Source organism: Lysobacter sp. M15 (assembly GCF_022662515.1).
Classification (GTDB): domain Bacteria; phylum Pseudomonadota; class Gammaproteobacteria; order Xanthomonadales; family Xanthomonadaceae; genus JAKPBU01.
In genome coordinates this window covers 255,160-275,951 of record NZ_JAKPBV010000014.1, presented here as the reverse complement: position 1 = coordinate 275,951, position 20,792 = coordinate 255,160, and the positions used below count along the sequence as shown (strand labels likewise).

The following is a 20,792-nucleotide window of genomic DNA, read 5'->3' as shown; positions in this document are numbered from 1 at the left end:
ATGTTCGAAAAGCGCGCGCAGCGCCCGGGCAACAAGCCGCGCCATCGCGCGCAGTTCAACCTGCGCGGTCGCCTGTTCATGGTCACCGGCGCGCTGGGTCTGTGCTCGCTGGCGCTGGTCGGGCGGGCGGTGGACCTGCAGCTGATCGACAACGATTTCTACCGCAAGCAGGGCGACGAGCGCTTCCTGCGCGAGATCGAGATCCCGACCGTGCGCGGCATGATCACCGACCGCAACGGCGAGCCGCTGGCGGTGTCTTCGCCGGTGGAATCGGTCTGGGCCAACCCGCAGGAACTGTCCAGGCACCCGCAGCGCATCCCGGTGCTGGCCAAGGCGCTCGGCGTGCCGGCGGATTATCTGCAGCGCAAGGTCTCGCAGCGCGCGGGCAAGGAATTCATGTGGCTCAAGCGCCGCATCAATCCCTCGGTGGCGCGCGCGATCATGGCCCACGACATTCCCGGTGTGTATTCGCAGCGCGAATACCGGCGCTTTTATCCGCAGGGCGAGGCGGTCGCGCACATCCTGGGCTTCACCAACATCGACGATTACGGCCAGGAAGGCGTCGAGCTGGCCTTCGACGACTGGTTGCGCGGCAAGCCCGGCGTGAAGCGGGTGATCCGCGACCGCCGCGGGCGCATCGTCGAGAACGTGGACCTGGTGCGCGCGGCGCAGCCGGGCAAGGACCTCACCCTCAGCATCGATCGGCGCATCCAGTTCCTGACCTACCGCGAGCTCAAGCACCAGCTGCTCGAATCCGGCGCCACCAGCGGATCGGCAGTGGTGCTGGACATCGCCACCGGCGAGGTCCTGGCCATGGCCAATCTGCCGTCGTTCAACCCGAACAAGGTCGATGGCGGCAACCGCGACGCGCATCGCAACCGCGCGGTGACCGATCTGATCGAGCCCGGCTCGACGATGAAGCCGCTGACCGTCGCCGCCGCGCTCGAGGCCGGCGCGATCACGCCGCAGACCCTGTTCAACACCAATCCGGGCTGGATGCCGAACGGCCGCTACCGCACCACCGACACCCACAACTACGGCGTGCTCGACACCACCGGCGTGATCAGGAAGAGCTCCAACGTCGGTGCCGCGAAGATCGCGCACATGCTGTCCAACCAGCAGTTCTACGACTTCCTGCGCAAGTTCGGCTACGGGCGCAGCACGGGCAGCGGGTTCCCGGGAGAGGCTTCCGGGCTGTTTCCGGCTCCAGGGCAGTGGAGCGGTACCAGCAAGCAGACGATGTCCTACGGCTACGGCCTTGCGGCCACGCCGCTGCAGATCGCGCATGCCTACGCCACGCTGGCCAACCAGGGGCGCGCGATGCGGCCGACCTTCGTCAAGGGCGAGCGCAACGATCCCGAACAGATCCTCGACCCGCAGATCGCGGGCGAGGTGATGAAGATGATGCAGACCGTCACCGAACCCGGCGGCACCGCCACCCAGGCCGCGATCCTGGGTTACCACGTCGCCGGCAAGACCGGCACCGCGCGTATCGCCAGCAACGGCGGATATTCGCGCAAGTACGTGGCGTTCTTCGCCGGCGTGGTGCCGGTGGACAACCCCCGCTTCGCCATGGCGGTGGTGATCAACGAACCCAGCCAGGGTTCCTACTACGGCGGACTGGTGTCGGGGCCGGTGTTCCATAACGTCATGGAAGGCGCGCTGCGCCTGATGGACGTGCCGCCCGACGACATCGAAACCTGGCTCGCGGCACAGGCGAAGGCCGAAGCCAAGCTCGCCGCGAAGCAACCCGCACCGCCATCGGACCAGCGCGCCGGGGCAACCCCGCCAGTCGTCACCGTGCCTGCGCGCGCAACCGAATCGCCACGCCGACCGCATCCGATGGCCGAGGACGGCGCTCCGCGGCCCATCGATCTGCGTGCCGACCAGAGCGGAGCGGTGCGATGAACCGCGCGATGCTGCTGGCCGAACTGCTGCCGGATGTCGCGGCCGTGCCCCCCGACCTGCTGGTCACCGGACTGGTGCAGGACAGCCGCATGGTGCGTGCAGGCGATGCCTTCGTCGCGATCGGCCCGTACGTGAACAGCCCGCTGAGCGTGCATGGCCTGGGCTTCGTCGCGCAGGCGAAGGCGAGCGGCGCGAGCGCGATCCTGTTCGAGCCGCCGGCGCCCGCGGAACTTGCGCCGCCCGAGGATGCGATCGCGGTTCCCGGACTGCGCGCGCGCATGGGCGAAATGGCCGATCGCTTCCATGGCCGGCCGTCGCATGCGATGACCATGGTGGGCGTCACCGGCACCAGCGGCAAGACATCCACGGTGCAGCTCATCGCGCAGGCGTTGCAGCTGCTCGGTCGCCGTAGCGGCACCGTCGGCACGCTCGGCGCCGGGCTGTACGGCCAGGCGCGCGCCACGGGCTTCACCACACCGCTGGTGCTGCAGACGCACGCGCTGCTGGCCGAGCTGCGCGACGCCGGTGCCGAAGCGGTCGCGATGGAGGTCAGCTCGCATGCCCTCGACCAGGGGCGGGTGGATGCGGTGCATTACGACGTGGCGGTGTTCACCAATCTCACCCGCGATCACCTCGACTACCACGGCGACATGGCCAGCTATGGCGCGGCAAAAGCCCGGCTGTTCGCCCGGCCGGGCCTGCATGCGGCGGTGGTGAATCTGGACGACGAGTTCGGCGTGACGCTGCTGGCGGAACTGCCGCCGACGTTGCGCGGCATCGGCACCAGCGCGCAAGGCCATGCACAGGCCATGGTGCGCGCTGAGAACGTGGCGCTGGATGCGGCCGGCATCGCCTTCGACATGGTCCTGGGCGATTCGCGACATGCAATCCGTTCGCCGCTGCTGGGACGGTTCAACATCGGCAACCTGCTGGCGGTCGCCGGCGTGCTGCATGCGCTGGGTTTTGATGATGCGGCCATCGCCACCGTGCTGCCGCGGCTCGAACCGATTCCCGGGCGCATGAACCGGATCGGGGGCAGCGACGGCCAGCCGCTGGTGGTGGTGGATTACTCGCACAAGCCCGACCCCTTGCAGCAGGCGCTCGAATCGCTGCGCGGCCACCTGCACGGACAGCTCGTCTGCGTGTTCGGCTGCGGCGGCGAACGCGACCGTGGCAAGCGGCCGCAGATGGCACGCATCGCCGAAGACCTGGCCGACGTGGTGATCGTCACCGACGACAATCCCCGCGGCGAGAACGGCGATGCGATCGTGGCCGAGATCGTGGCCGGCTTCGCCCGCCCGCAGGATGCGATCGTCGAACGCGATCGCCGGCGCGCGATCGCCCGCGCCATCGGCGATGCCGGACCCGACGACATCGTGCTGATCGCGGGCAAGGGTCACGAAACCTACCAGGAAGTCGCCGGCGTGAAGCACGCCTTCGACGACACCGACGTGGCGCGCGATGCGTTGGCGCGCCGGGCAGGTGGCTCATGAAGCCGCTGCGCCTGTCCGAGATCGCGCGCATGGCTGGTGGCCATCTGAACGGCGAAGACGTCATGGTCGATGCCATCGCCAGCGATACCCGCGCCATGCCCGAGGGTGGCCGCGCGCTGTTCGTGGCGCTGAAGGGTGAGCGCTTCGATGGCCATGATCATGTCGCCGACGCAGCGCTGCACGGCGCGCGCGCCGCGCTGGTTTCGCATGCCGTCGTGTCGGAGATTCCGCAGGTTAGCGTCGCCGACACCGAACGCGCGCTGGCCGCCATCGCCGCGGCGCTGCAGTCCGGGCGCTCCGGCAAGGTCGTCGCGATCACCGGCAGCAATGGCAAGACCAGCGTCAAGACCATGCTGCTGTCGATCCTGCAGAGTGCCGGGCGGGCCTATGCCAATCCCGGCAACCGCAACAACGAGATCGGGCTGCCGCTGGCCGTGATCGATGCGCCGGACGATGCCGACTTCGCAATCTACGAGATGGGCGCCGGCAAGCCGGGCGACATCGCCTACCTGACCACGGTGGTGCGCCCGGACGTGTCGCTGGTGAACAACATCGCGCCCGCGCACCTGGAGCGCATGGGCAGCCTGCTCGGCGTGGCCGACACCAAGGCCGCGATCTACGACGCATTGCCCGCCGATGGCGTGGCGGTGATCAACGCCGACGACGCGTTCGCTCCGTATTTCGCCGAGCGCGCGCACGGGCGGCGGCTGATCCGCTTCGGCATCGAGGCTTCCGCGGACATCCGCGCACGCGACATCCGCGGCGATGCCGGCGGCATGCGTTTTGTCCTGATCGCACCCGAAGGCGAGGCGGAGGTGACATTGGCGCTGCCTGGCCGTCACAACGTGCGCAACGCGCTGGCAGCCGCTGCGTTGGCGCTGGGAGCCGGTGCGTCCTTCGATGCGGTGGTGACTGGCCTCGAGGCCGCGCGTCCGGTCGCCGGCCGCCTGGTCCGGCACGTGCTGGGCAACGGCGCGACCCTGATCGACGACAGCTACAACGCCAATCCTGGCTCGCTCAATGCCGCCATCGACCTGCTCTCGACAAGCACGCAGGCCGAAGGGCAGGGCGATGCCTGGCTGGTGCTGGGCGATATGCGCGAACTCGGCGCCGATGCCCAGGCATTGCATGCCGAGGCCGGTCGCCGCGCAAAGGCCGCGGGCATCGCGCGGATGTACGCGCTGGGCGAGCTGAGCGCGCATGCCGCGCAGGCCTTCGGCGAAGGCGCACGCACCTTTGATTCGCATGCGGCACTGGCCGAAGCGTTGCAGCGCGACCTCGCCGCGGGGACTACGGCTCCCACGATCCTGGTGAAGGGATCGCGCGGCAGTGCGATGGATCGCGTTGTCCGGCAGTTGCTGGAACAGGAGGGCGCGCATGCTGCTTGAACTGACCCGCTGGCTGCAGCAGCTCGAAGGCCTGTTCGGCCTGTTCGGCTACCTGACCTTCCGCGGCATTCTTGCGGCGCTGACCGCGCTTGCGCTATCGCTGTGGTGGGGCCCGGCGATGATCCGCAAGCTGGCCGAGTTCAAGGGCCAGCCGATCCGCAGCGACGGTCCCCAGACCCACTTCACCAAGGCCGGTACGCCGACCATGGGTGGCGCGCTGATCCTGCTGACGGTGCTGGCTTCGGTGCTGCTATGGGGCGACCTCCGCAACAAGTACGTGTGGGTGGTCCTGGTGGTGATGATCGGCTTCGGCGCGATCGGCTGGTACGACGATTGGCTGAAGATCGTCAAGCGCGATCCCAACGGAATGAAGTCGCGCTGGAAGTATCTGTGCCAGTCGATCCTGGGCCTGGCGGCCGGCTACTACCTGTATGCCTACGCCGATGTGCCGGCCGCCACCACCTTCTACCTGCCATTGTTCAAGTCGGTGGCGCTGCCGCTGGCGGGGATCGGCTTCGTCGCCATCGCCTATTTCTGGATCGTCGGGTTCTCCAACGCAGTCAATTTGACTGATGGCCTGGATGGCCTGGCGATCATGCCTTCGGTGCTGGTCGCGTGCGCGCTGGGCATCTTCGCCTACGCCTCGGGCCATGCCGAGTTCTCCAAATACCTGCAGATCCCGGCGGTGCCAGGTGCGGGCGAGCTGGTGATCATCTGCGCTGCGATCGCCGGTGCGGGCCTGGGCTTCCTCTGGTTCAACACCTACCCGGCGATGGTGTTCATGGGCGACATCGGCGCGCTGGCACTGGGCGCGGTGCTCGGTACGGTCGCGGTGATCGTGCGCCAGGAACTGGTGCTGGTGATCATGGGCGGGATCTTCGTCATCGAGACGCTCTCGGTGATGATCCAGGTTGCCTCGTTCAAGCTCACCGGAAAGCGCGTGTTCCGGATGGCGCCGATCCACCATCACTTCGAACTCAAGGGCTGGCCGGAGCCCCGCGTGATCGTGCGCTTCTGGATCATCTCGGTGATCCTGGTGCTGGTCGGGCTGGCCACGTTGAAGGTGCGCTGATGACCCGGCCCTTCGACCAGATGCGTTACGAAGTCGGCAGCGGCGAAACCGTCCGCCAGGCGACCCGGCTCGATGCGATCCAGGGCCGCTTCGACCCGTGGCTGCTGATCTCGTTCTTCGCGCTCGCGGGGCTGGGCGTGGTGATGGTCGCCTCGAGTTCGATCGCCATTGGCGAGAACCACGAGGTCGGCCCGTTCTATTTCCTGGTCCGCCACCTGCTGTTCCTGGCTTGCGGCATGGGCCTGGCGTTCGTGGCGATGCGGGTCGAACTCAAAACCCTGGACCAGAACAGCCAGCTGATGCTGCTGCTGTGTTTCGTGCTGCTGCTGCTGGTGTTCGTGCCGGGCATCGGCAGCAGCGTCAACGGTGCCAGGCGCTGGCTGCAGCTGGTGGTGGTGAAGTTCCAGGCGGTGGAGGCGGTCAAGCTGCTTTTCATCCTCTGGCTTGCCAGCTACCTGGTGCGTTTCCGCGACCAGGTCAATGCGACCTGGCCGGCCATGCTCAAGCCGCTCGGCGTATCGGTGGCGCTGGTCGCCTTGATCCTGATGCAGCCGGATTTCGGTTCGTCCTCGCTGCTGCTGGCGATTACCGCCGGCATGCTGGTGCTCGGCGGCGTGAACATGCCGCGCATGTTCGGCCCGGTCCTGGTCGGTCTGCCGGTGCTGGCCATGATCGCGATCGCCGAGCCGTATCGCATGCGCCGCTTCACCTCGTTCGTGGACCCATGGGCGGATCCGTTCGGCAGCGGCTACCAGCTGACCAATGCGCTGATGGCGGTCGGACGCGGCGAGTGGTTCGGCGTCGGCCTGGGCGGCTCGGTGCAGAAGCTGGCCTACCTGCCCGAGGCGCATACCGACTTCATCATGGCGGTGATCGCCGAGGAGCTCGGCTTCGCTGGGGTCTGCCTGGTGATCGGCCTGTATGCGCTGCTCGTCGGCCGGGCGTTCTGGGTGGGCCTGAAGTGCGTGGAGATGCGGCGTCATTTCGCCGGCTACTGCGCGTTCGGGATCGCGCTGTGGATCGCCCTGCAGAGCCTGGTATCGATTGGGGTGAATCTCGGTCTGCTCCCGACCAAGGGACTGACCCTGCCGCTGATTTCCTCGGGCGGTTCCAGTGTGCTGATGACCTGCGCCGCGATCGGCGTGCTGTTGCGGGTCTCGTACGAGCTCGATCGCGCCGAGCGCCAGGTCGCACGCCTGCGCGGCGAAGCGGCACAACCGTCCACGGGTTCGCCGGCGATGAGCCAGCCGATCCCGGCCGACGTGGCGGCCGAGCGCGGCACCAGCCGTCTGCGCCAGCGTGTCGAGCCCGGGCTCGGCAAGAGCGGGCTTGGTAAAAGCGGACCCGGCAGAAGCGTGCCCGGCAACAACGTGCTCGGCCTGAGGAAGACGACATGATGGCCCGCCTGCACGAACGCCGGCTGCAGACCACCGGTGACCTGGCACAGGCGCACCGACGCGTGCATTTCGTCGGCATCGGCGGCGCGGGCATGAGCGGCATCGCCGAAGTGCTGTGCACCCTTGGCTACGAAGTGTCCGGTTCCGACCAGGCCGACAGCGCCACCACCCAGCGCCTGGCCAAGCTCGGCGCGACGATCCACAAGGGCCATACGGCGGCCAACGTGCTCGGCGCGGATTGCATCGTGGTGTCGAGTGCGATCAAGCCGGACAACCCGGAGTTGCTCGAAGCGCGCGCGCAGCGGATCCCGATCGTGCCGCGCGCCGAGATGCTGGCCGAACTGATGCGCTTCCGTCGCGGCATCGCGGTGGCCGGCACACACGGCAAGACCACCACCACCTCGCTTACCGCCAGCGTGCTGGCCGAGGGCGGGCTGGATCCGACCTTCGTCATCGGCGGGCAGCTGCTGGCCGCCGGCGCCAACGCGCGCCTGGGCAGTGGGCAGTGGCTGGTGGCCGAAGCCGACGAGAGCGACGGCAGCTTCCTGCGCCTGGATCCGCTGATCGCGGTGGTCACCAACATCGACGCCGATCACCTCGAGAACTATGGCGGCGATTTCGCAAGGGTCCAGGCCGCGTTCTCCGAGTTCCTGCACAGGCTGCCGTTCTATGGCCTGGCGATCCTGTGCATCGACGATCCGGAAGTGGCGAAGCTCGCCGCCGACATGCCGCGCCACGTGATGACCTACGGCCTCGACGAACACGCCGACGTGCGCGCCGAGCGCCTGCTGCAGACGGGCGGGCGGATGAACTTCGACCTGTGCCTGCCGGATGGTTCGTGCACGCAGGTGTCGCTGGCCATGCCCGGCCGCCACAACGTGCAGAACGCGCTGGCTGCCGCTGCGGTCGGCTGGCAGCTGGGCGTGGCGGCCGATGCCATCGCGCGCGCGCTGCAGACCTTCGCCGGCGTGGGACGCCGCTTCAACGAGCTGGCGACCCTGCCGCTGCGCGGCGGTGGTCAGGTCGTGCTGGTCGACGACTACGGCCACCATCCGCGCGAACTGGCCGCGGTGTTCGAGGCGGCGCGCGGCGGCTGGCCGGAGCGACGGCTGGTGGTGGCGTTCCAGCCGCACCGCTATAGCCGCACCCGCGACCTGTTCGACGACTTCGCCAGCGTGCTCTCCCAGGCCGACACCGTGGTCCTGACCGAGGTGTATCCGGCGGGCGAAGCGCCGATCGCCGGTGCCGACGCGAAATCGCTGGCGCGCGCGATCCGCGCGCGCGGGCGCATCGATCCGGTCGTGGTGGCATCGGCCGGCGAGCTCGCCGACGTGCTGCCCGACATCCTCGCCGATGGCGACCTGTTGCTGATGATGGGCGCGGGCGATATCGGCCATGCCGCGCAGCAGATCGCGGCGCAGGGCCTGGGAGGCGATCGATGATGGCCGCCCCGCAGCTGCCGCCGTTGCGCGTGGACGATGCCGCCGTGTTCGGGCGCGTTGCCGTATTGATGGGCGGCGACAGTTCCGAGCGCGAGGTGTCGCTCGATTCGGGCCGCAACGTGCTCGAAGCCCTGCGCGCGCGCGGGGTCAAGGCCGACAGCGTCGACGGCGTGGCCAACCTGATCCGCGAACTGCAGGACCACTCCGATAGAAGCCGGCGTTTCGACCGGGTGTTCAACATCCTGCACGGCGGTGTGGGCGAGAACGGCGTGCTGCAGGGCCTGCTCGAAGCCTTGCGGGTGCCGTACACCGGGCCTGGTGTGCTCGGTTCGGCCCTGACCATGGACAAGATCCGCACCAAGCAGGTGTGGCTGGCAGAAGGGCTGCCGACCGCGCGCTTCGTGCGTCTGCCGCCAGGTGCGGACATTGCGGCAGCCGTGCGCGAACTGGGCCTGCCCGTGTTCATCAAGCCATCGGCGGAGGGTTCCAGTGTCGGCGTATTCCGCGTCACCAGCGACGCCGAACTGGCGCCTGCGATCGAATTCGCGCGCGGATACGACGGCGAACTGTTGGCCGAGCAGCTGGTCGCCGGCGGCGAATACACGGTCGGCATCCTCGGCGACGTGGCGCTGCCTTCGATCCGCATCGTGCCCGCCGGCGACTGGTACGACTACCACGCCAAGTACGTCTCCGACGACACGCAATACCTCTGTCCCGGCCTGGAAGGCGATGCAGAAGAAGAGATCCGGCGCCTGTCGTTGGCCGCATTCCGTGCTGCCGGATGCAGCGGATGGGGACGCGTGGACGTGATGCGCCACGCCGACGGCCGCTTCGCGCTGATGGAAGTGAACACTGCGCCCGGCATGACCAGCCATTCGCTGGTGCCCAAGGGCGCGCGCCAGCTCGGCGTGGAATTCGACGAGCTGTGCTGGCGGATCCTGGAACAGACCCTGGAGCCGCGGCCGTGAGCGCGCTGCTGCGCATCCTGGCGTGGACGCTGGCGCTGGCGCTGGTGGCGCTGCCGGTCGTGGCCGTGGTCAACGGCTGGATCGGTGCCGACCGCTGGCCGCTGCGCACGCTGCGTCTGCAGGGCGAGCTCAAGCGGGTCGATGCGCAGCGCGTGCGCGCCGCTGTGCTTCCATTCGCGCGCCAGGGGTTCTTCGCCGTGCGCCTGGACGATGCCCAGGCGGCGGTCGCGCAGCTGCCCTGGGTCGAGCGCGCCGAAGTGCACAAGCGCTGGCCGGACGTGCTGGAAGTGCGGATCGCCGAACACCGCCCATTCGCGCTCTGGGGCAAGGATCGTCTGCTCTCCGAGCATGGACGCATCTTCCCGCGCGGCAACCTGGTGCCGCCCAAGGGCTTGCCCCAGCTCCAGGGCCCCGACGCGCGCGTCGCCGACGTGGTCGCGCTCTACAACGAATCGCGCGCGTTGTTCGGGCCCAACAATTTGAAGGTTGAAACGCTCACGCTCGACGCGCGCGGCAGCTGGTCGCTGGCGCTGTCGGATGGCAGCCAGGTCGTGGTGGGCAGCAGCGAGGCGCGCCTGCGCCTGCAGCGCTTCGCGCGCCTGCTGCCGCAACTGCTGGCGCAGAAGCGGCAGCCGCTGCAGCGCGCCGACCTGCGCTACACGAATGGTTTCGCGTTGGTCTGGGCGGGCAGCCGCGAGCAAGCGGACGCCGTCGAGTCGTCTGCTGCGGCCGGCGAGCGCCCGGCCATCGATGACCAGACCGGCATGCCCGCCATGACCCACCGGAAAACGATGCAGGTTCTGCAGCAGGAAAGATCATGAATCGCAAAGGCGACAAGACGTTGATCGTGGGCCTCGACATCGGCACGTCGAAGGTGGTTGCGCTGGTGGGCGAATACTCGCCCGGCAACCCGATCGAGGTGATCGGGATCGGCACCCACGAATCGCGCGGGCTCAAGCGCGGCGTCGTCGTCGATATCGAATCCACGGTGCAATCCATCCAGCGCGCGGTCGAGGAAGCCGAGCTGATGGCCGGCTGCGAGATCCGCAGCGTGTACGCGTCGATCTCCGGCAACCACGTGCAGTGCAAGAACTCGCCGGGGATCGTGCCGATCCGCGATGGCGAGGTGACCTACGCTGATCTCGACCGGGTGCTCGACGCGGCCAAGGCGGTCGCGATCCCCGCCGACCAGAAGATCCTGCACGCGATCCCGCGCGAATACGTGCTCGACGATTCGCAGGAAGGCATCCGCAACCCGGTCGGCATGACCGGCGTGCGCCTGGAGGTGCATGCGCACCTGGTCGTATGCGCGCAGTCGGCCGCGGCCAACATCAGCAAGTGCGTGCAGCGCTGCGGGCTGCAGGTGGACGACCTGATCCTGGCGCCGCTGGCCTCGGCCACCGCAGTGCTGACTGGCGACGAGCGCGAGCTTGGCGTGGTGCTGGTCGACATCGGCGCGGGCACCACGGATCTCGCCGTGTTCGTGCAGGGCGCGATCTGCCACACCGCGTCGCTGCCGATCGCCGGCGACCACGTCACCAACGACATCGCGCACATGCTGCGCACGCCCACGCCCGAGGCCGAGCAGATCAAGGTGCGCTACGCCTGCGCCCTGGCGCAACTGGCCACGGCCGAGGAAAGCATCCAGGTGCCGAGCGTGGGCGACCGTCCGCCGCGTCGCCTGCCGCGCCACGCGCTGGCGCAGGCGGTGCAGGGACGGTACGAGGAAATCTTCGAGATGGTGCAGGCCGAACTGCGCCGCAGCGGATTCGAGGAACTAGTGCGCGCCGGCATGGTGCTCACCGGCGGCGCCTCGAAGATGGAAGGCGTGATCGAGCTGGCCGAGGAAATGCTGCAGATGCCGGTGCGCGTGGGCATCCCGCAGCACGTTACCGGCCTGGGCGAAGTGGTCGGCAATCCGGTGCATGCCACCGGCGTCGGCCTGCTGCTGATGGGCAGCCAGATCGAACATCCGCGCCGGCCGATGATCCCGACCGGTCGCGCAGGCAGTTTCTTCAACAAGTTGAAGGACTGGTACCGGGGTGAATTCTGATGTGCAGGAACGGTCGCGGCAGCACGCAGATGCGGCGGCCATGCAGGCGGGCAGGGCGACGACGATGAAGTACTTGGCTATCCGAACCACGAACACAGCTACACATAACTAAATCAAGAGGACACGGTCATGGCGCATTTCGAACTGGTAGAGAAGATGGCTCCCAACGCCACCATCAAAGTCATTGGCGTAGGCGGCGGCGGTGGCAACGCGGTCGCCCACATGGTCAACAACAGCGTCGACGGCGTTGAATTCATCACCGCCAACACCGACGCACAGGCGATCAAGAACTGCGGCGCGAAGCTGCAGCTGCAACTGGGCACCAACGTCACCAAGGGACTGGGCGCGGGTGCGAACCCCGAGGTCGGCCGCCAGGCCGCGCTCGAGGACCGCGAGCGCATCATGGAAGCCCTGGACGGCTCGGACATGGTCTTCATCACCGCCGGCATGGGTGGCGGCACCGGCACGGGTGCGGCGCCGGTGGTGGCGCAGCTGGCCAAGGAGATGGGCATCCTGACCGTGGCGGTGGTGACCAAGCCGTTCCCGTTCGAGGGCCGCCGCCGCATGCAGGTGGCGCTCAAGGGCATCGAGGATCTGTCGCAGCACTGCGATTCGCTGATCACGATTCCCAACGAGAAGCTGATTACGGTACTCGGCAGGAACGCGACCATGATCCAGGCCTTCCGCGCCGCCAACGACGTGCTGCTCGGCGCCGTGCAGGGCATCGCCGACCTGATCGTGCGCCCCGGCCTGATCAACGTCGACTTCGCCGACGTGCGCACCGTGATGAGCGAGATGGGCCTGGCGATGATGGGCACGGGCAACGCCCGTGGCGATGATCGGGCGCAGGCCGCGGCTGAAGCGGCGATCCAGAACCCGCTGCTCGACGACGTCAACCTGTCCGGTGCCAACGGCATCCTGGTCAACATCACCGCCGGTCCGGACTTCACCATGGCCGAATTCGACGAGGTCGGCCGCACGATCGAGAACTTCGCCTCGGAAGACGCGACCGTTGTCATCGGCACCGTGCTCGACCCGGACATGCAGGACGACGTGCGGGTCACCGTGGTCGCGACCGGCCTCAACCGGGCGGCCGCCCGCCAGTCGGGCCGGGTGCCCGAGCGCGAGGCGCTGCGTACCCCGATCAAGCTGGTGCGCAATGCCACCACCGGCCAGCCGGAGTTCGGCCACGACGACTTCGCGCCGGTGGCCGCGCCGGCGCCGGGCTTCGCCTCGGCCCTGCGCGGTGGTCGCAGCGAGCCGTCTGCATCGCCCGCGGTGGCTGATTTCGGCAACGACAGCAGCTATCTGGATATTCCGGCGTTCCTGCGTCGGCAGGCGGACTAAAGACCTGGTCCGTCGTCCTCTTGCCCAGGGGCCTGCGCCGGCCCCGCGGGCACAGCTTCGGTCGGCCTCCGCGCGAGGCCGGCCCGTTTCGCCGACCCGCTTGCGTCTGCGATGTCATAGGCTCTCGTGGGAGCGGTCTTGTGAGAGCGGCCTTGGCCGCGATTGCCTTTGATCCCGACAGTTCCAAGTGCCAGGGGAGGGCGTTCGCGAGCAAGCTCGCTCCCACAGAAGTCGCTCAGGCTGGCCCCATCCCTTCCATTCAGGTTCAGCTGGCCGCGTGCTAATCTTCGCGGTCGTATAACGTCAGATTTGCGTTAAAGCGCAGTCCCCCGCCGCGCATCCCGATTCGATCCCCTCCTGATGCCCCAGCAGCGCACCCTGAAGAACACCATCCGCGCCACCGGCGTCGGGCTGCATAGCGGGCAGAAGGTCTACATGACATTGCGGCCGGCCGGGATCGACGCCGGCATCGTGTTCCGCCGCACGGATCTGGATCCGGTGGTCGAGTTGCCCGCGCGCGCCGATCTGGTCACTGAGACCATGTTGTGCACCGGCCTGTCGCAGGGCGCTGGCAAGGTTATGACGGTCGAGCACCTGTTGTCCGCCCTGGCCGGACTGGGCATCGACAATTGCATCGTCGACCTGTCGGCGCCCGAAGTGCCGATCATGGACGGCTCGGCCGGCCCGTTCGTGTTCCTGCTGCAGTCGGCAGGCATCCAGGAACAGGCCGCACCCAAGCGTTTCATCCGAATCCGCCAGGCGGTCGAGGTGCGCGAAGGCGACAAGGTTGCGCGCTTCGAGCCCTACGACGGGTTCAAGCTCGGCTTCACCGTGCAGTTCGACCATCCGGCGATCCCGGCGGCGCAGTCCCGCGCCGAGGTCGACTTCTCCACCACCACCTATGTCAAGGAAGTCAGCCGCGCACGCACCTTCGGCTTCATGCGCGACCTGGAGTTCATGCGCGAGCGCAACCTCGGTCTGGGCGGTTCGATGGACAATGCGATCGTGCTCGACGAGTTCCGCGTGCTGAACGAGGACGGGCTGCGTTACGCGGACGAATTCGTGCGCCACAAGATCCTGGACGCGGTCGGCGACCTGTACCTGGCCGGCCACCCGATCATCGGCGCCTTCGAGGGCTTCAAGTCCGGCCATGCCCTCAACAACAAGCTGGTCCGCGCCTTGCTGGCCAGCGCCGAGGCCTGGGAAGAGGTGACCTTCCCGCAAGGCACGCCCGTGCCTGTCGCCTACACCGCGGGCCTGCAGACGGCCTGAACGCAGACCGCCGGGCGATGGTGGAAATAACGAAATTCTAACATTTCGTTAGCGAAATATAAGCGATCTATTAACCCTTCACGCACCCTTGACCGGTAGCATGCCGCGTCCGCTGTCGGATGGCCGCGTCCAAACGGAACTTTGGGGAGGTTGCGGCCAGTCAGTCGGAATTGCGTCCGGTCGATGATGTGCGCCCGTGCTGCGAGTCGTCCAGGCTCGCGAGCGCCGCATCAAGCGCCTGGCGCGCCGACGCCGACATCGGTTCGGCCCGTTGCCGTGCAGGTCCTGTGGCCTGCGCGGGTGGACGTCCCACCCGGACGACCAAGGTGGTCACCTGCAGCCCGAGGGAGCGGGCAGCGTCGAGCAGTTGCGGTCCGGCCATGCGCAGTTTCGCGTGCCAGACCGGGGCGTCGACGATGAAAACGAGCCGGTCGCGATCCACGTTCGCCAGCTGCGCATGCGCGGCCAGCGGCGGCGACAGGCAGGTACGCAATCGCTGATCCAGAGCGTCGAGCCAAAGCGCACGCCGCACGGGATCACCGGCGGCACCCAGCAGCAGCGCGTCGAGTGCCTGCTGCGGCTGCCCCGGGCTTTTCGGCCCAGACCCGGCGCCAGATGAATCGGATGACGATATCGCGATGAGAAAACTCCAACAGGCCTTGCAGAACTTCGGTCACAGGTTCACCCGCCTGGGCCAGCATGTCTACGGTTCGGCCTTCTGCAACCCTGCGGTCGCCAGCGTACTGCTGGTCGCGGTGGGCATTGCCGCCGGCGCCGGGCTGCGCGATACAGTCGGCTTCGCCGAGCATGCACGCCTCGCGGACCACGCCGCGCAGCAGGCCGGGCAGATCGATGCCGCCCAGCGCGAGGTCAACGCCCTGGCCGCGCGCCTGGGAGAGCTGCAGGCCCAGGCCAACCGCCTCAACGCCCTAGGCGAGCGCCTGACCCAGGCAGGCCAGCTGGGCGACGGGGAATTCGATTTCGACAAGCCGGTGGCGATCGGTGGCGACGGCCCGGTGCGCGACATGGCGCCGGGCGAACTGCGCGCCGGCATGGCCGCACTGCAAACCCAGTTCAGCGCGTCGGGCCGGCAGCTGTCGGTGCTCGAGTCGCTGCTGTTCAACCGCAAGCTCGAAGCCGACGCGACGCCCTCGCGGGCGCCGGTGGCGCACAGCTACATCACCTCCGGCTTCGGCGGCCGTGCCGATCCGTTCGGCGGCGGCAGCCAGTACCACAAGGGCATCGACTTCGACGCCAACACCGGCGATCCGGTGGTGGCGGTCGCCGACGGCGTGGTCAGCTATTCGGGTCGGCGCAGCGGCTACGGCAACGTGGTCGAAGTCGACCACGGCAATGGCTACGTGACCCGTTACGCGCACAACTCACGGCTACTGGTCCAGGTCGGGCAGCTCGTGCGGGTCGGGCAGGAACTGGCGAAGGCCGGCTCCACCGGGCGTTCCACCGGCGCGCACGTGCATTTCGAGGTCTGGGAGAACGGGCGCGTGGTCAATCCGCGCAAGTTCCTCGGTCAGCAGGGCTTCAAGCGCGCGTAGAGCCTGCCCCGGACTCGATCCGGGGTCGGGGCTACGTTCCCGACGCGCGGGATATCCGGCATTGCCCGGGCGGCCCGGTCGCAGCCGCCTTGATACCCTGAGCAGGCGTCTCCAAGTACAATCGCGCGTTGCCAAAGAAGGGCGCCCAGCGCCCTTTTTTATTTGTCGCGGAGACCGCGCCGTACCGCGTCCCGCCTCCTCCAGGATCTGCCGCCTCCATGCTCAACCGCCTGCTCACTTCCGTCTTCGGTAGCCGCAACGAACGCCTGATCAAACGCCTGGAAGGCATCGTCGCCAAGGTCAACGCGTTCGAGCCACAGATGCAGGCGCTCAGCGACGCGGAACTGCAGGCCAAGACCCCGGAACTGAAGGCGCGGGTGGAGGCAGGCGAATCGCTGGACAAGCTGCTGCCGGAGGCCTTCGCCGTCTGCCGCGAGGCCAGCGTGCGGGTGCTGGGCATGCGTCATTACGACGTGCAGCTGATCGGCGGCATGATCCTGCACATGGGCAAGATCGCCGAGATGCGCACCGGCGAGGGCAAGACCCTGGTCGCGACGCTGCCGGTCTACCTCAATGCCCTGGCCAGCAAGGGCGTGCACGTGGTGACGGTCAATGATTACCTGGCCCGGCGCGACGCGGCCTGGATGGGCCGGCTCTACAACTGGCTGGGCCTGAGCGTGGGCGTGGTGTACCCGGGCATGCCGCACTCGGACAAGCACGCCGCCTACGCAAGCGATATCACCTACGGCACCAACAACGAATTCGGCTTCGATTACCTGCGCGACAACATGGCGCTGGCCAAGGAAGACCGGTTCCAGCGCGGGCTGCACTACGCGATCGTGGACGAAGTCGACTCGATCCTGATCGACGAGGCGCGCACCCCGCTGATCATTTCCGGGCCGGCCGACGAATCGCCGGAGCTGTACCTCAAGGTCAACCGGATCGTGCCCTCGCTCACCCGGCAGAAGGAAGAGGAAGGCGAGGGCGACTACTGGGTGGACGAGAAGGGCAAGCAGGTGCACATGTCCGAAGCCGGGCAGGAGCACGCCGAGGAACTGCTGCGCCGTGCCGGGATCCTGGAAGGCGACGACAGCCTGTACGCCGCGCACAACATCCATGTGGTCCATCACCTCAACGCGGCGATGCGCGCCCACGCCATCTATCAGCGCGATGTCGACTACATCGTCCGCGACGGCGAAGTGGTGATCGTCGACGAATTCACCGGCCGTACCCTGCCGGGCCGGCGCTGGTCCGACGGCCTGCACCAGGCGGTCGAAGCCAAGGAAGGCGTGCCGGTGCAGCGCGAGAACCAGACCCTCGCCAGCATCACCTTCCAGAACCTGTTCCGCATGTACGGCAAGCTCGCCGGCATGACCGGCACCGCCGATACCGAGGCCTACGAGTTCCAGAGCATTTACGGGCTCGAGGTGGTGGTGATCCCGACCCACCGGCCGATGGTGCGCAAGGACCATTCCGATCAGGTCTTCCTCAACCGCGCGGGCAAGTACCGCGCCGTGGTCAACGAGATCAAGGAGTGCGCAGCGCGCAACCAGCCGGTGCTGGTGGGCACGACCTCGATCGAGGTCTCGGAACTGCTCAGCGAACAGCTGCGCGAAGCCGGCATCGCCCACGAGGTGCTCAACGCCAAGCAGCACGAGCGCGAAGCGCATATCGTCGCCAACGCCGGCATGCCCGGCGCGGTCACCATCGCCACCAACATGGCCGGCCGTGGTACCGATATCGTGCTCGGCGGTTCGCTCGAAGCGGCGCTGGCGGAGCTGCCCGAGGACGCGGGCGAAGCCGAGCGCGAACGCGTCAAGGCCGAATGGCAGCAACGCCACGACGCGGTCAAGGCCGCAGGCGGCCTGCACATCGTGGGCACCGAACGCCACGAGTCGCGGCGCATCGACAACCAGCTGCGTGGCCGCTCCGGCCGCCAGGGCGATCCGGGTTCGTCCCGCTTCTACCTGTCGCTGGAAGACAACCTGATGCGCATCTTCGCCGCCGACTGGGTGCAGCGGGTCATGGCGCGCATGGGCCTGAAGGAAGACGACATCATCGAGTCGCCATTGGTGACCAAGCAGATCGCCAACGCGCAGCGCAAGGTCGAGGCCCACAACTTCGACATCCGCAAGAACCTGCTCGACTTCGACGACGTCAACAACGACCAGCGCAAGGTGATCTACGGCCAGCGCGACGAGCTGCTGGAAGCCGAGAGCGTGCAGGAGAACGTCGAGGGCATCCGCGCCGACGTCGTCGCCGACCTGGTCGAGCGGCACGTCCCGGCCAACTCGATCGACGACCAGTGGGATCTTCCGGGCCTGGAAGCCGCGCTGCGCGAGGAGTACGGCGTGCAGATGCCGCTGGTGCAGGAGGCCGCGGCCCGCACCGAGCTGGACGCCGAAACGATCATGCGCGAGGTGCAGGACACCGTGGCCAAGGTGTTCACCGACAAGGAAGCGCAGATCGGCGCCGAGAACATGCGCATGCTCGAGAAGCACATCATGCTCAACGTGCTCGACGAGAACTGGAAGCAGCACCTGGCGCGCATGGACTACCTGCGCCAGGGCATCCACCTGCGCGGCTATGCGCAGAAGCAGCCCAAGCAGGAATACAAGAAGGAAGCCTTCGAGCTGTTCAGCGAGATGCTGGACAAGGTCAAGCGCGAGGTGATCACTCTGCTGGCGCGGGTGCGCATCCGCACCGAGGAAGAAATCGTGCAGGCCGAAGCCGCCGAGCGCGCACGCGCCGAGGCGATGGCGCGGCAGATGCAGTTCCAGCATGCCGAAGCCGGCGGCCTGGGCGCCGACGAGGAAGCGGCCGAATTCGCGGCCGGGCAGGGCACGGCAGCCGCGGCGCCGGCGACCATCGTGCGCGAGGGCGCCAAGGTCGGTCGCAACGATCCGTGCCCCTGCGGCAGCGGGAAGAAGTACAAGCACTGCCATGGACAGCTCGCGTAAGAGCCGGGAATCGGGATCCGGGATTCGTGAAAGTCAAAAGCAGTCGATCCGAGCGTGGCGAGCATTCTGATTCGTCGAGCAGCCCGGCGACGAAGCAGCAGACGCGCCCTGACGAATCCTCAATCCCGAATCCCCAATCCCATCGCCTGATCCACGTCGTCGCCGGTGTCATCACCGATCCGCGCGGGCGGATCCTGCTGGCCCGGCGTACGCGCGGACGCGATCTGGCGGGGCTGTGGGAGTTCCCCGGTGGCAAGGTCGATCCCGGCGAGACGCCCGAACAGGCGCTGACGCGCGAACTGCGCGAGGAGCTCGGCATCGAGGTCCGGATCGGCACGCCGGTGATCGCGGTGCCGCACCGCTATCCGCACAAGCGCCTGCGGCTGGACGTGCGCCAGATCGCCGGCTATCGCGGTACGCCCAAGGGTCTGGACGGACAGGCGCTGGCCTGGGTGCCGCCGCCCAAGCTCAGCAGCTATCCGATGCCGGCGGCCGACCGCCCCGTGGTCGCGGCGCTGCAGCAGCCGGATCGCTATCTGGTGACGCCGTCCCCGGGCGATGACGATGCGGCCTGGCTCGACCGCCTGCAGCGCGCACTGCACAGCGGCGTCGGCCGCGTCCAGCTGCGCCATGCCGGCACCGATGCGCCGCGCTGGGCCGCGCTGTGCGCGCGCGCCGTTGGGCTGTGCCGCACCGCCGGGGTCGAGGTCCTGATCAACGCCGACATCGCCCTGGCCTCGGCGCTGGGCACGGGCGTGCATCTGCGCGCCGCGCAGCTGGCTGCGCTGCCGCAGCGCCCGCTGCCTGCCGGCCAGCTGGTGGCGGCCTCCTGCCACGACCTGGACGAACTACGCCACGCCGAGCGCCTGGGCTGCGACTTCGCCGTGGTCGGCCCCTTGCGCGAAACGGCTTCGCATCCCGGCATCGCCGGCATCGGCTGGCCCGCCTTCGCCGCCCTGCGCGAACACGCCTCGCTCCCGCTCTATGCGATCGGCGGCCTCACCCCCGCAGACCTGGCCGAAGCCCGAGCGCACGGCGCCCAGGGCATCGCCGCCATTCGCGGCTTGTGGGGGTAGGGCTCCCTGTAGGAGCGCCGCTTCGGCGCGACCGGAGCGTCCGTTGCGCGGTCAACACTCGGTTAATCCGGTCGGGCCTGAGAGGCGCTCCTACAAAGGCCCTGAAGTTGCCGCATTGTTCGAAGGTGGTGACGCTCCTGCAGGAGCGCCGCTCCGGCGCGACCGGGGTATCCGGTGCGCGGTTGACGCCCGATTGCTGCGGTCGCGCCACACAGGCGCTCTTGCAGATTCGGGACTTTTCCGATGCACATCCGAGAAATGCGCCGATCCCAATCCTGATGCGGGATCGGCACGCTCTTCGAATGGATCGACCAACTCCATCCGGGCACCGCGCCCTGCGTCATGGCCGCTGGTCGCAACCAGGGCAGGCCTACCTGGTCACAACCACAACCCGCCGGCGCAGGCCGGTCTTCAACTGGTTCGAACCTGCTTGGGCAGCATGCCGTGCGATGCACGCGTTCGCCCGGCACGGCGATGCAGTCCTGGTCGCGTGGGTGCTCATGCCCGATCACGCGCATTGGCTGCTCCAGCTCGGATGCCAGGAGTCGCTCTCGGGGGTGGTGACGCGACTGAAGGTGACGACTGCGCGCAACGCCAATCAGGTTTCCGCAACCTCAGGTCAAGTCTGGTCGCGAGGTTTCCACGACCGTGCACTGCGGCGTGAGGGAGATATGCTCATCGCGGCGCGCTACATCATCGCCAATCCCGTCCGCGCAGGCCTGGTCGCAGATGTTGCCGACTACCCCTACTGGAACTGCATCTACCTGTAGGAGCGCCGCTTCGGCGCGACCAAGGTGTGTTCGGTTCGCACGAACGCCCGTCTGATCCGGTCGCGCCTGAGAGGCGCTCCTACAAAGGCCATG

16 protein-coding genes are annotated in these 20,792 nt (G+C 67.9%); 15 read left to right on the top strand and 1 reads right to left on the bottom strand.

Going from position 1 to position 20,792, the window contains the following annotated elements; translation table 11 throughout:
* The 11 genes from MC380_RS15370 to lpxC all read left to right on the top strand — a co-directional run bounded on the left by MC380_RS15370 (position 1) and on the right by lpxC (position 14,340).
* A complete protein-coding gene (locus MC380_RS15370; RefSeq protein WP_242165940.1) occupies positions 1-1,908 on the top strand; it encodes a penicillin-binding transpeptidase domain-containing protein in 1,908 nt (635 codons plus the stop codon).
* The gene (locus tag MC380_RS15365) at positions 1,905-3,401 is read left to right on the top strand and encodes a UDP-N-acetylmuramoyl-L-alanyl-D-glutamate--2,6-diaminopimelate ligase (RefSeq protein ID WP_242165781.1); all 1,497 of its coding nucleotides are present in this window, start codon (positions 1,905-1,907) and stop codon (positions 3,399-3,401) included. Before MC380_RS15370 ends, MC380_RS15365 begins: the two co-directional genes overlap by 4 nt.
* Positions 3,398-4,789, top strand: coding sequence for a UDP-N-acetylmuramoyl-tripeptide--D-alanyl-D-alanine ligase (gene murF, locus MC380_RS15360; RefSeq protein WP_242165779.1), 1,392 nt, complete (start codon positions 3,398-3,400; stop codon positions 4,787-4,789). Before MC380_RS15365 ends, murF begins: the two co-directional genes overlap by 4 nt.
* Entirely contained in the window at positions 4,779-5,861 is a 1,083-nt protein-coding gene (gene mraY / locus MC380_RS15355; protein ID WP_242102779.1) for a phospho-N-acetylmuramoyl-pentapeptide-transferase, read from the top strand. The genes murF and mraY overlap by 11 nt, the downstream gene beginning before the upstream one ends.
* On the top strand, positions 5,861-7,258 hold the full coding sequence (gene ftsW / locus MC380_RS15350) for a putative lipid II flippase FtsW (protein WP_242165777.1): 1,398 nt from the start codon (positions 5,861-5,863) through the stop codon (positions 7,256-7,258). The genes mraY and ftsW overlap by 1 nt, the downstream gene beginning before the upstream one ends.
* Positions 7,255-8,700: a UDP-N-acetylmuramate--L-alanine ligase gene (gene murC, locus MC380_RS15345; protein WP_242165776.1), complete on the top strand. Its 1,446-nt coding sequence runs from the start codon at positions 7,255-7,257 to the stop codon at positions 8,698-8,700. Before ftsW ends, murC begins: the two co-directional genes overlap by 4 nt.
* On the top strand, positions 8,700-9,668 hold the full coding sequence (locus tag MC380_RS15340; RefSeq protein ID WP_242165938.1) for a D-alanine--D-alanine ligase: 969 nt from the start codon (positions 8,700-8,702) through the stop codon (positions 9,666-9,668). Before murC ends, MC380_RS15340 begins: the two co-directional genes overlap by 1 nt.
* Positions 9,665-10,489 (top strand): cell division protein FtsQ/DivIB, encoded by an 825-nt coding sequence (locus tag MC380_RS15335; protein WP_242165773.1) that lies wholly within the window; start codon positions 9,665-9,667, stop codon positions 10,487-10,489. The genes MC380_RS15340 and MC380_RS15335 overlap by 4 nt, the downstream gene beginning before the upstream one ends.
* Positions 10,486-11,721, top strand: a complete 1,236-nt coding sequence (ftsA, locus tag MC380_RS15330; RefSeq protein WP_242102784.1) for a cell division protein FtsA — start codon at positions 10,486-10,488, stop codon at positions 11,719-11,721. The genes MC380_RS15335 and ftsA overlap by 4 nt, the downstream gene beginning before the upstream one ends.
* Before the next feature lie 129 nt (positions 11,722-11,850).
* Complete coding sequence (gene ftsZ, locus MC380_RS15325; RefSeq protein ID WP_242102785.1) at positions 11,851-13,068, top strand: cell division protein FtsZ; 1,218 nt, start codon at positions 11,851-11,853, stop codon at positions 13,066-13,068.
* Positions 13,069-13,428: 360 nt separating this feature from the next.
* Complete coding sequence (lpxC, locus tag MC380_RS15320; protein WP_242165771.1) at positions 13,429-14,340, top strand: UDP-3-O-acyl-N-acetylglucosamine deacetylase; 912 nt, start codon at positions 13,429-13,431, stop codon at positions 14,338-14,340.
* 160 nt (positions 14,341-14,500) lie between these two features.
* Here lpxC and MC380_RS15315 read toward each other — a convergent pair whose 3' ends face one another.
* Positions 14,501-14,974 carry a DUF721 domain-containing protein gene (locus MC380_RS15315; RefSeq protein WP_242165936.1) on the bottom strand — a complete coding sequence of 158 codons (474 nt, stop codon included), beginning with the start codon at positions 14,972-14,974 and terminating at the stop codon, positions 14,501-14,503.
* Positions 14,975-14,978: 4 nt separating this feature from the next.
* Here MC380_RS15315 and MC380_RS15310 point away from each other — a divergent pair, with 4 nt between their 5' ends.
* The 4 genes from MC380_RS15310 to MC380_RS15295 all read left to right on the top strand — a co-directional run bounded on the left by MC380_RS15310 (position 14,979) and on the right by MC380_RS15295 (position 20,699).
* The gene (locus MC380_RS15310) at positions 14,979-15,893 is read left to right on the top strand and encodes a M23 family metallopeptidase (RefSeq protein ID WP_343223590.1); all 915 of its coding nucleotides are present in this window, start codon (positions 14,979-14,981) and stop codon (positions 15,891-15,893) included.
* A gap of 218 nt (positions 15,894-16,111) precedes the next feature.
* Positions 16,112-18,853, top strand: a complete 2,742-nt coding sequence (secA, locus tag MC380_RS15305) for a preprotein translocase subunit SecA (RefSeq protein ID WP_242165769.1) — start codon at positions 16,112-16,114, stop codon at positions 18,851-18,853.
* Positions 18,854-18,975: 122 nt separating this feature from the next.
* Positions 18,976-19,929: a Nudix family hydrolase gene (locus tag MC380_RS15300; protein WP_242102990.1), complete on the top strand. Its 954-nt coding sequence runs from the start codon at positions 18,976-18,978 to the stop codon at positions 19,927-19,929.
* Positions 19,930-20,264: 335 nt separating this feature from the next.
* Positions 20,265-20,699 carry a transposase gene (locus MC380_RS15295; RefSeq protein WP_343223597.1) on the top strand — a complete coding sequence of 145 codons (435 nt, stop codon included), beginning with the start codon at positions 20,265-20,267 and terminating at the stop codon, positions 20,697-20,699.
* The last annotated feature ends 93 nt before the right edge of the window (positions 20,700-20,792 follow it).